The organism is Pseudomonas sp. GW821-FHT03C07, assembly GCF_059420925.1.
The window spans coordinates 141581-155005 of sequence record NZ_JBWKUQ010000004.1; the positions used below are offsets into that span (position 1 = coordinate 141581).

General features: G+C 54.7%; 12 protein-coding genes, 1 tRNA gene and 2 pseudogenes. 12 read left to right on the forward strand and 3 right to left on the reverse strand.

Annotation, left to right across the window (positions count from 1 at the left end; translation table 11 throughout):
* The 6 genes from ihfA (at position 1) to AC07VG_RS09915 (ending at position 3660) form a co-directional block, all read left to right on the forward strand.
* The gene (ihfA, locus tag AC07VG_RS09890) at positions 1 to 303 is read left to right on the forward strand and encodes an integration host factor subunit alpha (RefSeq protein WP_002553164.1); all 303 of its coding nucleotides are present in this window, start codon (positions 1 to 3) and stop codon (positions 301 to 303) included.
* Positions 284 to 640 carry a MerR family transcriptional regulator gene (locus tag AC07VG_RS09895; protein ID WP_017128239.1) on the forward strand — a complete coding sequence of 119 codons (357 nt, stop codon included), beginning with the start codon at positions 284 to 286 and terminating at the stop codon, positions 638 to 640. The genes ihfA and AC07VG_RS09895 overlap by 20 nt, the downstream gene beginning before the upstream one ends.
* A gap of 91 nt (positions 641 to 731) precedes the next feature.
* A tRNA-Pro gene (locus AC07VG_RS09900) sits at positions 732 to 808 on the forward strand.
* A gap of 144 nt (positions 809 to 952) precedes the next feature.
* The gene (locus AC07VG_RS09905; RefSeq protein ID WP_495020943.1) at positions 953 to 2122 is read left to right on the forward strand and encodes an AAA family ATPase; all 1170 of its coding nucleotides are present in this window, start codon (positions 953 to 955) and stop codon (positions 2120 to 2122) included.
* Positions 2119 to 2754, forward strand: a complete 636-nt coding sequence (locus AC07VG_RS09910; protein WP_495020944.1) for a DUF4276 family protein — start codon at positions 2119 to 2121, stop codon at positions 2752 to 2754. The genes AC07VG_RS09905 and AC07VG_RS09910 overlap by 4 nt, the downstream gene beginning before the upstream one ends.
* Positions 2755 to 2946: 192 nt before the next feature.
* Positions 2947 to 3660: a hypothetical protein gene (locus AC07VG_RS09915; protein ID WP_495020945.1), complete on the forward strand. Its 714-nt coding sequence runs from the start codon at positions 2947 to 2949 to the stop codon at positions 3658 to 3660.
* A gap of 244 nt (positions 3661 to 3904) precedes the next feature.
* Here the strand turns inward: AC07VG_RS09915 and AC07VG_RS09920 are convergent, their stop codons facing one another.
* The 3 genes from AC07VG_RS09920 to AC07VG_RS09930 are packed head-to-tail and all read right to left on the reverse strand — an operon-like array spanning position 3905 to position 7745.
* On the reverse strand, positions 3905 to 5698 hold the full coding sequence (locus tag AC07VG_RS09920; protein ID WP_495020946.1) for an ADP-ribosylglycohydrolase family protein: 1794 nt from the start codon (positions 5696 to 5698) through the stop codon (positions 3905 to 3907).
* Positions 5695 to 6333 (reverse strand): DarT ssDNA thymidine ADP-ribosyltransferase family protein, encoded by a 639-nt coding sequence (locus AC07VG_RS09925; protein WP_495020947.1) that lies wholly within the window; start codon positions 6331 to 6333, stop codon positions 5695 to 5697. The genes AC07VG_RS09920 and AC07VG_RS09925 overlap by 4 nt, the downstream gene beginning before the upstream one ends.
* Positions 6330 to 7745, reverse strand: a complete 1416-nt coding sequence (locus AC07VG_RS09930) for an AAA family ATPase (protein WP_495020948.1) — start codon at positions 7743 to 7745, stop codon at positions 6330 to 6332. Before AC07VG_RS09930 ends, AC07VG_RS09925 begins: the two co-directional genes overlap by 4 nt.
* Before the next feature lie 617 nt (positions 7746 to 8362).
* On the opposite strand from AC07VG_RS09930, the gene AC07VG_RS09935 reads away from it, so the two are divergent.
* The 6 genes and pseudogenes from AC07VG_RS09935 to tcuB all read left to right on the forward strand — a co-directional run bounded on the left by AC07VG_RS09935 (position 8363) and on the right by tcuB (position 13399).
* Positions 8363 to 8806 carry a hypothetical protein gene (locus AC07VG_RS09935; protein ID WP_495020949.1) on the forward strand — a complete coding sequence of 148 codons (444 nt, stop codon included), beginning with the start codon at positions 8363 to 8365 and terminating at the stop codon, positions 8804 to 8806.
* A 227-nt stretch (positions 8807 to 9033) separates the two neighbouring features.
* Positions 9034 to 9274, forward strand: a pseudogene (locus AC07VG_RS09940) (ribbon-helix-helix domain-containing protein).
* A 61-nt stretch (positions 9275 to 9335) separates the two neighbouring features.
* A pseudogene (locus AC07VG_RS09945) lies at positions 9336 to 9455 on the forward strand (type II toxin-antitoxin system RelE/ParE family toxin); the annotation flags it as partial.
* A 172-nt stretch (positions 9456 to 9627) separates the two neighbouring features.
* Positions 9628 to 10557 carry a LysR family transcriptional regulator gene (locus tag AC07VG_RS09950; RefSeq protein WP_495020950.1) on the forward strand — a complete coding sequence of 310 codons (930 nt, stop codon included), beginning with the start codon at positions 9628 to 9630 and terminating at the stop codon, positions 10555 to 10557.
* A 243-nt stretch (positions 10558 to 10800) separates the two neighbouring features.
* Positions 10801 to 12255 carry an FAD-dependent tricarballylate dehydrogenase TcuA gene (gene tcuA / locus AC07VG_RS09955; RefSeq protein ID WP_495020951.1) on the forward strand — a complete coding sequence of 485 codons (1455 nt, stop codon included), beginning with the start codon at positions 10801 to 10803 and terminating at the stop codon, positions 12253 to 12255.
* Positions 12242 to 13399, forward strand: a complete 1158-nt coding sequence (gene tcuB / locus AC07VG_RS09960; protein WP_495020952.1) for a tricarballylate utilization 4Fe-4S protein TcuB — start codon at positions 12242 to 12244, stop codon at positions 13397 to 13399. The genes tcuA and tcuB overlap by 14 nt, the downstream gene beginning before the upstream one ends.
* Positions 13400 to 13425: the final 26 nt, after the last annotated feature.

The window sequence follows — 13425 nt, forward strand, 5'->3', positions numbered from 1 at the left end:
ATGGGGGCTCTGACGAAAGCTGAAATGGCGGAACGTCTCTACGAGGAGCTGGGTCTGAACAAACGGGAGGCCAAGGAATTGGTCGAACTGTTTTTTGAAGAAATCAGACACGCTCTCGAAGACAACGAGCAGGTCAAACTGTCGGGTTTCGGCAATTTTGATTTGCGGGACAAACGCCAGCGGCCTGGCCGCAATCCAAAAACGGGAGAAGAAATCCCGATCACGGCTCGCCGTGTGGTCACCTTTCGTCCAGGGCAGAAGTTGAAAGCCCGAGTTGAGGCCTATGCTGGAACCAAGTCATAACGACGAGCTTCCGCCGATCCCAGGCAAACGCTACTTCACCATTGGTGAAGTCAGCGAGCTGTGTGCGGTAAAACCGCACGTGCTGCGTTACTGGGAACAGGAGTTTCCTCAACTCAACCCCGCCAAGCGTGGTGGCAATCGCCGGTATTATCAGCGCCATGACGTGCTGATGATCCGGCAGATTCGCGCGTTGCTGTACGACCAGGGGTTCACCATCGGCGGGGCGCGTCTGCGTCTCTCCGGCGATGAGGCCAAGGATGACAGCACCCAGTACAAGCAACTGATCCGCCAGATGATCTCGGAGCTTGAGGACGTGCTGGTGGTGCTGAAGAAGTGATTCAAGGTTTTAAAATACTTTGACATTTCAAAAGCTTGCGGTATATTTCTCCTCGCTTCCACAAGAAGCAAAACCCAGTTTCACGCCTAGTCGGGGCGTAGCGCAGTCCGGTAGCGCACTAGCATGGGGTGCTAGGGGTCGAGTGTTCGAATCACTCCGTCCCGACCATATTTTTGAAAAAGCCCAATCTTTACCGGTTGGGCTTTTTTATGCCCGGAGATATCTCGTCTTGTGTAGGTATCAGCAAACGCTCCATCTATGATGGAGTGGCAAGGCGGGAGACTAATGACATTTAACCCAGGAGCAGATGCAATGCTGATCCAGTCCATTCAACTGACGAACTTTCTGAGTTTCGGCGCGTCATCCACCGCCATTCCTCTAAGTTCGCTGAATGTCATTATCGGGCCTAACGGGTCGGGCAAGTCCAACCTGTTGGAATCCATTGAGTTGTTGCGTAGCGCGCCGGAGCAATTGCTGAAGCCTATCCGTGAAGGAGGGGGCGTTCGCGACTGGCTTTGGAAAGGTGCGCCAGCTACACCAGTTGCCTCTATTGATGTTCTGCTCGCTCACCCCAAGGGACCGCAGAACCTGCGTTATCACTTAGCTTTTACTGAGGTCGGGCAGCGTTTCGAGATCGCGGATGAGCGAGTCGAATATGAAAAGCCGGATGGTCCGAAGCATTCTCAGCCGTACTTTTTTTACCACTTCAACAGTGGTCGACCCGTTCTGAATCTGAAAGGTGGGGAGAGTCGTTCCCTACGTCAGGAAGATGTCGATCTGGAAAAGTCGATTCTGTCTCAGCGTCGTGATCCGGATCAGTATCCCGAAATCACTTACCTGGGACAGGCGCTCGGCAAGATTCGGCTTTATAGGGAGTGGAGTTTCGGTCGTTATACGGCACCTCGGCTGCCACAAAAAGCAGACCTGCCCAACGACGTACTCGAGCCGGACTGCAGCAATCTGGGGTTGGTGCTCAATCGGCTGCGGCGCGACCCTGCGGTCAAGCAGCGTCTGTTGACGGCCTTGCAGGCGCTTTACAGTGGTATTGATGACTACGACGTGCAGATCGAGGGCGGCACGGTGCAGGTGTTTTTTCACGAAGGTGGAATGACTGTGCCGGCGACCCGTCTGTCTGACGGCACCTTGCGTTATCTGTGTCTGCTGGCCGTGCTGTGTCATCCAAACCCGCCGCCACTGATCTGCATCGAAGAGCCTGAACTTGGGTTGCACCCTGACATTTTGCCGACGCTGGCAGAGCTGCTGAAGGAAGCGGCTACTCGCACTCAGCTGATTGTGACGACGCATTCTGATGTGCTGGTAGATGCCATGAGCGATCAGCCGGAATCTGTTCTGGTGGCGGAAAAAACTGAATCGGGTACGACACTGACGCGATTGGATGCTGAAAAGCTCAAGCCCTGGCTGGAGAAGTACAGGCTCGGGCAGTTGTGGACGCGGGGTGAGATCGGAGGAACACGCTGGTGAAACTCTACGTCGAAGGAGGCGGCAACGCTGCTTCATTGAAAACAGCTTGTCGCGAAGGTTTTTCTAAGCTTCTTGAAAAGGCCGGTTTCAAGGGGCGTATGCCCAGGATCGTGGCGTGCGGTAGCCGTAACGATGCGTTTGATTCTTTTTGTACGGCTATTCGTATTGGTGAGCCGGCCATGTTGTTGGTCGATAGCGAAGCGCCGGTGTCCGATGCTGCGCAACCTGGTAATGCGCACGAGTCAACTGGTCGGGTCGGATGGCTACCTTGGCAGCATTTGCAGCAGCGTGATGGCTGGCAACAGCCTGTGGGCTCAGAGGATTTGCACTGTCACTTGATCGTGCAGTGCATGGAAAGCTGGTTACTGGCGGACCGGCAAGCACTCAAGGTTTTTTTCGGACAGGGCTTTCAGGAAAATCAATTACCGGCGCTTGGGAACCCGGTTGAGCGTGTGGCTAAAGAGCGGGTCTACGATGCTCTTGCCAAGGCCTCCCGAGACTGCAAATCCAAGAGTCAATACGGTAAGGGTGAGCATTCTTTCAAGTTGCTGGGGCTGATTGATCCGGGCAAGGTGAGTGAGGCTTCTCCCTGGGCCAAGCGGTTTTTTGAGACACTTGAGCTGCGTATTTAGCATGCAACTCGATGAGTGCTCCTGAGTCCGTCGGACTCAGGACACAATAATTATGGTGCTAGTCGATGGATCCTAGCAAAAAAGGGGTATTTATTTTTGAGCAAATAAATACAGCCATTTCTTATGTGATTTTATCTCGCTGATACACTGATTTTTGCTGCCTGCCATATGGAGGCTGATCGAGGGGATGACATGGATATCAAAGATTTTTGTGTGGCTCATGGCATAGATTTGAGCCAATGTGGGGTGTCGTTAGGTGGAGGTAGTTTCACGTTAGTTGATTTGAAAGTATCGCCTATTGAGTTCTTGAGTTTGGCGGAGGAGGACTTACACCGCGGCGGTCTGTCCACACTTGTAAATGCCACCACAAATGCCAAACGAGCAATAGTTAGCCAGATGGACCAACTCTTGATTTCTTTCGGCTACGACTCATTTAAGTTAAATGTACCACGTAAAGTGGAGAAGTTACGAGCGCTCGGGTTATTGGCGCCCAGCTTGCTGCGTAAGGCGGTTAGTATGCGGAATATTCTTGAGCATGAGTATGAGGCTCCAGCCCTTCCCGAGGTTGAAGAGGCTCTTGATATCGCGAGCTTATTTGTACTTTCAGCCTCTGCGATGTTCATCCCTTTTGATGATGTGTTGGAGTTCTCTCTTTATGGGGCATCGGATACGGATACTCCTACTAAGCAGGTAACTGTTGGGTTGGACAGGGAGCCTGGGAGAGTCTATTACGGGGCTTATGCTTACGAGTGTGGTGCCGACGGTAACGTGTGTGTTGGCCAGTGTGAGATCCCATCTGGGCATTCTCTCTTCGACTCCATGGTTAAGCTTTCTGCGTCGATGATGCTCAAATACAGGGTGGATCAAGCGTTCAAGGACTTTGATGCGGCATACGCGGTACTGTGAATCGACTGCGCCTTATGAGAAAAGGAGCGCGCTTCTTGCAATAGGCTGTTCCGAGCGAAGAAGCAGTGAAATTCGTAACACTCTACCGCGTGGACAACTGATCGGGATGAGTCGCCTCGTCTACGAAATCGGTCACATCTTGGGGTTTTGAATGAAGCGTCGAGGCAGAGGGTCTAGTCCTGAAACAGGTGTAAACCTATTTCAGGACTAGACAGCATCCTGATCTACCTTACCGGTCCATTACCTACTGTGGCTTTCGATGCTTCAATCGAGCGCTTCGAGCCTTGATGACGATTGAAGTGTAGGCAATAGACAATGAGATCGCGTTGGGTTGTTCGGCTAGCATCAACAGATGGCGTCCAATGATTTCTGGATCAAAGCCCTTGATTGCTTCGTTTGTCAGTGTATCCAGATCAATTAGAGAAACAACAGGATTCTCCTGGGCCGCCAAGTCTGTTTCAATTTTGGATGGTTCGGCTCCGCTAATAATCGGCTCTGGAGGTTGGTGGGATGCTTCTGGTACATGGCTGAATGGTCGTGGGGCCTCTATTTCTGCTTTGGGCCGGTGTGGACTATCTAACTCCTGCGCACGCGAGTTCAGGTTCGAAAGCACCTGAGGAACATCCGATTGCTGGAACATGTCCGGAGTGTCCATCCGGGCAGGGGGCGGTGAATTTGGCTCGGAACTTAGCTGCATCGTGGATCGGTAGCGAACGAGTATCGATTGACCGAATCTCAGTTTGAACCAGCGCCAAGCAGTATTTTTCTGCAACCCGAAATGAATTTCGCCTTCTGGAAGGGCGCTACCCAAACCATTTACAATGAGATCGTTTCCGTCATGACTCAGCATATCGATAGCTGCACGTGGCGCCTGCCAATACAGCGTATCAGGATAGTTGAACGTAGCAGCCGACTCCCCCTGGCTAATTTCGTACATACGAGTAGCTTCGTCGGTGATGTAGCCTTGGTCTTGAATCGGTCCAATGAAGCGTGCTTCAGGGTTTGCGGCTCCGATCAGCGCGCCAGCCATGGTGGCGATGGTATCGGTATCACTGTCCAAAAGATTAGCGATAGTTTCGATAGTTTCCTGGGAACCGTAGCGCTTGCTGATGAAGGCAGCTACGTTTGCAAACAAAGCGCATTTGAGGCCTGACCCGCGTTCCTCCTTGCTAAGTCCATTTTCCAAGGAGACCAGTTGGGCATAGATTACAGCGCCGTCAGAATGGTACAACTTGTCGATAAGATTGGTAGCAGTGCGGACTGACTGAATCCACTCTTGGGCGGCTTCCGCCACCGCTGAGCTCAGGCTGCGCCCGCTTTTCTGTTCCCACATTGGCAGCCAAAACGTGGACAGTTCGTTGTCGTTATCTACTAGTTTAGGAATATTCTGAATATCCTCGGCAAAGCTGAGCCATTCGCCCGGGCCTGGCACTTTTCCTGACTCAAGGGTATGAGCAAGGCTAACGGCATGGACGACAGCGCCAGCTACTCCGCGCATATGGCCATGGGTGGACAATGAATTGCGGATTACATCTGGAAGGAATGAGTCTTTTTTCCTGAGGTCGGCAGCTGCCCATACGTGAGGCTGAATCCTCATGGCTGCCCCGTTTCCGCCGCCATTTTCATAGTTAGTAAAGAAGTTGCTGAACCAGTTATTGCTTCTATTGCAAAGCGCACTTGCTGCTGATTTGCTGCCCCGACCAGCACCTAAGGCATAGCATTGCCATACAGGTAGCTCTATTTTTGCAAAGGCTTCTACGTCGAAGTAGCCCTGACCTGTAATTGCCCGGCTCGTTGCAAGGCGCAGTTGCGTATCATCAGAATAGGTACCTGCGGGCAGTTGAACCTGTGCCCCGAAACGGCCGCCAATCAGACGCTTCCATGTTTCGGTACGTGTGACCCTTGAATGTCCGAGGCGCTGTTGAACGGTTCGATCCGATGCGAGCTCGGTCGGGAACCCCAGCGCGTCTCCATATGCAGACCAAAGGGCTGAGGAGATCGTGCGTTTGAGTCGATTTTCTGACATTGAATTGCTCACCTAATCTCATCAAACAGGTCTGGGTTCACGATGACGGGTACCTCTCTATGGCCCATCCCATACATCTGTGCGGCGATTTCATCGCTGTCTGAGTCGCACCGCGCATAGACACGCTGCAAATACTCAGTAGAGACCTCCCCTGGATAGAGGATTTCGGCCTGAGGACAGGTCGGAAGGCACAGTGGGTGGTTGGCTGGCCGTGTGATCACATTACCCCCCCAAAGGGTGGTGTGATTTTGAAAAGCAGCCTCCAGACCAGCTAGCCCTTGAGCCTGACGCACACCGGTGTAGATGTTATTGGTCGTCGTAAACCAGACTCCATCGTGACGCATTATCTCAGGTGAGAAATCAAAAATGCACCAGAAAAAATCTTTCTCCCGATGCCAGTTGCCTGAGTAGCGAAAAAAACTTGTGTTGATACGGCTGATGGATAGATTCGCATAATCCAACCAGGACACATCCTTGTTCCGTCTCTGTGCGTTGGGTTGGAAGATATGCTTGAGCTGCTGGTCGGCATTTAGGCGCTCGCGGGACTTGAGTCCGCCTGACGCGAAGATGCCCAATGATCCACTGTTGGTGGTGAAGTGTACGATTGATCCTATGCCTCGATCCTTGATGAATTGGTCAATGCTCATACCTTGACCGCCGTGTACAAGTAACCGTCGATGAAGCGCATGATATCGGGAGTGTCTGATGTTTTGAAGCCAAGCACGACGCTTTCGCGAGCACGGCCAATGCCCATGGCAATCAGGCGCCGCAGACGGGCAGACAGCTCGTAGTCGTCTGTCTCCTCATTCCCATCGTCTTTAGGTGCTGAAACGTCAAGTATGCTGCCATCGAGACCAATCATGATCACGTGATCAAACTCCAGGCCTTTGCTTGAATGGACGCTACATAGAGCAATATTTTCCGGCCCTTGTGGCCAGTTGGGTTCGCCAGTGATTTCGACATATCCAAGACCGCATGACTTGAGCAGAGGCTTGAGATCTCGAAACCAAATCCTGGGATGTAAAAATGCAACCGATTCTTTCGTCAGATCAATGCGTCGCACGTAATCCACTGCGTACCGTAGCTGGGCAGGGTATTCGCCAGTGACCACAATAGGTTTGACGCCATTCGATCTGGCGCTGTCGAAGTTAGGCATTGTACCGTTGTCGTCCATCGTGAGACCGGTCAGCATCGCGCTTGCAAACTGTGCGATCTCCTTCGTGTTCCTATAGTTGGTTTGTAGTCGGCTGCTCTTTTCAGGTCGTAAGGCTACGCCCACTTCACTCCAGATGAAATTGCGGCTGTAAATGCGTTGAGCGCTGTCCAACACGAAGGTCACTGTGGCGTCTTCGGATTTCTGATTCAGGATTGCGCGGATTTCGTTTGCTGAGAAGTCCTGAGTCTCATCGACGACAATCACGTCGTACTGACGTAGTGTTTTGGTGGAGAGAAGCGTGGCCAGATCGTTCCAGTCCACCAGCTTTCTGGTATGTTTCATAGCGTTGTAGGGACGAATGACCTCATCCAGTAATCGCTGGCGCGTGGGTCGTTCCATCCGTGGTGTGATCCCTCGACCGTCTCGACGGGCTGTCAGGTAATCGTCCAGTTTGTCAGGCTCGAATCGGCCCAAGACATATACGGCTTCGTCGACGACGAACTCCGTATCCATCTTCATACTGCCTGCCAAGCTTTCCAAATGGGTTGCAGTACCAGCGATGTCAATGATTCCTTGGGCTCCGGTTAGATTCTGCGCCCATTTGTTGAACGTGTAGAAGTCCAGATTCACTAACGGTTCAGAGTGGAACTGACGCTCTGTGAGCTCCGCGATGTACCCGCGCAGCGTTCGATTGAACGTCAGCACCAGAATGTTCACAGATCCAGGGATAGGGCGTTTTTTCTCGCGGTTCAAGTAGAAGCCCGCTGAGGATCGCAGTTTGAGCAGTGCAGTGGTTGTCTTGCCACTCCCTGCGGCGCCTCGGATGACCTCAACCCCGGCACTACTTCGAGAAAAAAGAGCCATTTGTTCTGGGCTCGGTTTGACATTGATTAGCGCTTTCATTCTGCAATCCTTGGCAATAGAAGGCCAAATGCTATCATCTATGCGATTGCTATGCTGCGGGTCACCCAATATTTCGTCCCTATGTCTACAGGTCAAGCGTAGTCAGTAGAGGCGCTAGTTGATCAGCATTTTCCCTGCCTAATTCTCCCGCTCATTTTCGCGCGCGTATCGTAAGCGGCCGACCGAGCGAAATGGTTGCTCTGCTAGCATTTGCAGTAAAGGTGATGGTTGGAGCCGGAAAAGGTGACCGATTTATTTTCCCTTGTCGTTTCAGGCGTAGCTGAGCAGCGCTCTATCGGCACGAGAAATTGCCTGCCGAAAAATCTCATATTTCCCACACGTTTCAGGCATGGGAGAATATTGCGTGCGCTATCCGCCAAGGCTACTGTTCGACTGTCGCTGCAAATTCAGCGATACGGGTTTCGCAGCCCGGTCGTAAACAGGCGCACAGCGCCGCGAAAGCGGCTTTTTCGTGTTCGCGTTATGGCGAGCTGTGCGCAGGAGGCTTCGGCCTGCCGGGTTCCTGTTTACCCTGGTCTGCGAACCTGCGCGCAGTTCGCCACCCTTGCGTCGCAGCGAGGATGGATGAACTCCTTTTATTAAGCAGGAGATTCACCATGGCTAAGAAAATCACCCCCGATCCACCCCCAATTCGTAAAGCCCTCGGCACCGCCGACAGGGAGATGTACTTACATAAGCTATCTGATATTCCATCCAGCGAATCTGAGCCGGCCCCGGCAAACGCACACCGTTTGCTCGATACCCTCGCGCTCACCAGCTCCAAACCCGTTACCCCCGAAGCCCCGTACAAACCCACGCTATTCGCCATCCAACCCGGTGTGACTGCCCAGGACGCGCTGACCTACGTTTCCAATCTGCTCGAAACGGCAGAACTCAATGGCGACGAAATCAGCCTGCACACCAACCCCGTCGAACGAGCGTTGTTCTGGGGCATGCTGCATTCGGTGGAAGTGGCGCGGGCGGTGGTGGATGCGTTGCTTGAGGGGGCGTCCCCATCCCGTCAGCTATCGTCCGCGTTGGACAACCGCCCGATTGATTGAGGTCGTAGCGCTGAAAGAGATCAAGCACTTGGCAGCTTGATCTCTTTTCCGGGGGAGGGCTGTGCAAAGCCGTGTGTCAACGTCTGGCAGACGGTTGGCCCGATCATCATGAGCCACCGGCTCGATTTGTCGCAATTTGGTACCGTGATTTTGATACGTTTCCTACACTGGTGAGGTAGGGTGATGGGTGTATACGTTGGCAAGTTTTGTCAAAGTCGGATAAAACCATGAGCACCATGAACATCTTCCTGCCGGATGCCCTCAAGTCTTTTGTCGATGCTCAAGTGAGCCATCGAGGCTACAGCACCAGTAGCGAATATGTCCGGGAACTGATTCGCAAGCAAGGATCAGGATCGGCAGCACTTGCGTGGCCTGCTGCTGGCGGGGGCCGAATCGGCTCCCACGGCTCCTGTGGATAGCAATTACTTCGAATCCCTACGTACCAGGGTTCGGACAGCTCGAGGATGAAGGTTAAACCCGTGATCCTGCGAGCCCTTGCCAAGTAGGATCCCTTGCCAACCAAGACTACTGGCCGTTGAAACGTTACCCCTATCTGGTGTTCTACGTTGAACGCGATGACCTCATTGATGTGTGGCGCGTTTTACATGGCATGCGGGGCATTCCCGAATCGTTGGTTGAAAATACCTGATTACCTTTTGGATATGGCACCCATTTCTGTGAGATGGGCAGTGCGCAAGTTCACGCTGAGCAACTGGCCGACGTATCACGCCGGCGATGTCATTGTCAGCCAGGATGCGCAGGTCAGCGGGGCAGGCAAGAGGTAGACTGCTGGTTTATCCTTCGCCCGGAGTCGCTTCCCCTTGGAACTCAAGCAACTGCGCTATTTCGTGAAGATTGTCGAGCATGGCAGCCTTGGCCGTGCCGCATTGGAGCTGGACGTCGGCGTCTCGGCACTAAGCCAGCAGGTCGGCAAGCTTGAGAGTGAACTGTCGACTCGCCTGCTAAACCGTACCAGCACTGGCGTGACGCCGACCGGCGCCGGATTCGCCTTCCTGCACCACGCCCAACTGACTTTGCGTCAGGCGGAGAACGCGATCCTGGCAGCACATCGCGGACGCATGAGCGGATACGTCAGTGTCGGTCTGCCACCCACCACCGCCACGGTTCTGGCGCTGCCATTGATCAATGCAATGCGCGAGCGTTACCCAGACATCCAGTTGCACCTGGTGGAGATGCTGTCCGGGCACCTCGCGGCGCAGCTCAATGCGCGACAGATCGATCTGGCCATCCTGTTTCAACTCGAAGGCGGTAAGCGCTGGAGCGTGACGCCGTTGCTGGACGAAAAACTATTCGTGATTACCTCCCGGGAGCTGCCAGGCGCACCGCGCGGCGACAGCGTGCAACTGGCAGATCTTGGTCAACTGCCGCTGGTGATGCCCAGCTCTCAACATGGGCTGCGTACGACTCTGATGACCGCATTTGAACGCTCGGGCGTGACGCCCAACATCATCATGGAGATAGACGGGCTGGTCGTGCTGATGAACGCGGTAAGGGCCGGACACGCCGCTACGATTCAACCAGGTGCCGCCGCGGCATTAGAAGGGGAGTCGGGACTGTCACTGGTACAGATCGCTGATGCGCACGTTGGGCGTAGGAATTTGCTGGCGACTCTTGCTGACGACGAACTGTCTCCCGCTGCTCTGGCGACGCGGGTCGTGATAACCGATGTCGTGCGACATCTGGTCAATGATCGACAGTGGCCCGGAGCGCGGTTGATCGAGGAAATTTGAGACTTGGAACCCTGTCACCGTACCTATGCCTTACAGGCAATGCCGCCCACTCAATAGTTGTTCGCCTCGCATAACCGTTGCGATCAAAGGGGCTGTTGCCCGAAGAAAGTTCACTTCCCCCCTTTAGCAAAACTAAAGCCCCCATGTAAAAACCCGCCTTTCGCCCCCTTGGGTGCCGCACTACTGTTCGCCCACTCGCCAGCAGCAACTCGTTCCCGTCTGCTTGCGAATTGAGGAGAAACGATGGTTGATGTTTTGGTTATAGGTGGCGGTAACGCGGCCTTGTGCGCGGCGCTGATGGCGCGGGAAGCCGGTGCCAGCGTGATGTTGCTGGAAAGCTCGCCAAAGGTCTGGCGTGGTGGTAATTCACAGCACACGCGCAACCTGCGCTGTATGCATGATGCGCCGCAGGATGTGCTGGTGGACGCGTATCCGGAAGAAGAATATTGGCAGGACTTGCTCAAAGTTACCGGCGGCATAACCAATGAAAAATTGGCACGCATCGCCATTCGCGCCTCTTCCTCGTGTCGTGACTGGATGCGATCCCACGGCGTGCATTTCCAGCCGCCGCTGTCCGGCGCGTTGCATGTAGCGCGCACCAATGCGTTCTTCATGGGCGGAGGCAAGGCGCTGGTCAACGCGTACTTTCGCAGCGCTGAACGCCTGGGCGTCAAGATTCGCTACAACGCTCAAGTCACTGATATCGAGCTGCAGGATGGAAAGTTCGTCGCCGCGCACATAGGCGCGCGCGAGGTCGATGGGCAGCATTTGCCTGCCGAACGCGTTGAGGCCCGCTCCTGTGTGCTGGCAGCCGGTGGTTTCGAATCCAACCGCGAATGGCTGCGCGAGGCTTGGGGTCAAAACGAACGTGGCGAATGGCCGTCGGATAACTTTCTGATCCGTGGCACGCGTTTCAATACCGGGGTGTTGCTACGTCGCATGCAGGATCTCGGCGCTGACATCATCGGTGATCCGACACAGGCGCACATGGTTGCCATCGATGCCCGGGCGCCGCTTTACGACGGTGGGATCTGCACCCGCATCGACTGCGTGTCGCTGGGCGTGGTGGTCAACCGCGACGGCGAGCGCTTCTACGACGAAGGCGAAGATTTCTGGCCCAAGCGCTATGCAATCTGGGGGCGACTGGTGGCCGGTCAACCCAACCAGAAGGCGTATTCGATCATCGACCAGCAGGCGATCGGCCGTTTCATGCCGCCGGTTTTCCCTGGGGCCAAGGCCAACTCACTGCAAGAGCTCGCGGGTCTTCTGGATTTGCCAGAAGCGCAGTTCATGCAAACCATCGAAAACTACAACCGTGCCTGTCAGGTCGGCACTTTCGACCACACCGCCCTGGACGACTGCCATACCGAAGGCCTGACACCTGCCAAGACACACTGGGCACGGCCTTTGGTCAAACCGCCGTTTTATGGCTATCCGCTTAAACCCGGTGTGACCTTCACCTACTTGGGCTTGGCCACCGACGAAACGGCGGCTGTGCGCTTCAAAGGCAAAGCCAGTCCGAATCTGTTTGTCGCCGGGGAAATGATGGCGGGCAACGTGTTGGGCAAGGGCTACACCGCCGGCATCGGCATGGCCATAGGCACTGCTTTCGGGCGTATCGCTGGCGTTCAGGCGGCGGCCTCGGTGGGTTTCGGCCCTTCTACTGTGATATCGGAATCTCGACATGCAACTGTTTGATCCCCAAGCGTCCAGCCAACTGATCCCAGTCCTTAATCTAGAGGAAAGTGAAGTTGAGCGGCAGATGACCATCTGCAATGCCTGTCGCTATTGCGAAGGTTTTTGTGCGGTGTTTCCGGCCATGACCCGGCGTCTGGAGTTCACGCAGGCAGACATCCATTACCTGGCGAACCTATGCCACAACTGCGGCGCTTGCCTTTCGGCGTGCCAGTACGCCGCGCCCCATGAGTTTGCGGTCAATGTGCCTAAAGCAATGGCCAAGGTGCGTCTGAACACTTATGCCGAGTACGTTTGGCCGCAGCCGTTGGGCAAGCTTTACCAGCGTAACGGTCTAACCCTGGCTCTGGCTTCAGGTGGCGGGTTGGCGTTGTTTCTGTGCTTGGCCCTGGTGGCGATGGGTAACCTGTTCACGGCCATGCCGGGGGGCAATTTCTACGGTATTTTCCCGCACAACACTCTGGCCCTGATGTTTGGCGCGGTGTTCGGCTTTGCGGCACTGGCCCTGACAATCGGAGTACGACGTTTCTGGCGTAACGTCTCACCTGCCGACGCGCCGCTGCCACTGAAAACCTCTGCCGCCCTGGAGGCCACGGTCAACGTCGCACAGCTCAAGTATCTGGACGGCGGCCACGCAGAAGGCTGCAATAACGACGATGACAAATTCACTCTATGGCGCCGTCGCTTCCACCACTTCACCTTCTACGGCTTCCTGCTGTGCTTCGCCGCCACGGCAGTGGCCACGCTCTATCACTTCCTGCTCGACTGGTCTGCCCCATATCCGATCTTCAGTCTGCCGGTGATGCTCGGAATCCTCGGCGGTATCGGTCTGCTGGTGGGCCCGGCCGGATTGCTATGGATGAATCTGCGCCGCAACCCGGAACAGGGCGACGAGAGCCAGAAACCCATGGATCGCGGATTTATCGCGCTGCTGTTGCTGGTCAGTTCCAGCGGCCTGGCATTGCTCGCCTTGCGCGAGACCAGCGCCCTGGGCTTGCTGCTGGCAATCCACCTGGGGCTGGTGATGGCGTTCTTTCTGACCATGCCCTACAGCAAATTCGCCCACGGTATCTTCCGTAGCGCCGCGCTACTCAAGTACGCCATCGAAAAACGTCTACCCAACCCGATCAACGCCGGCAGTGACTGACCGTCACGACCTCTATTCCAATAACA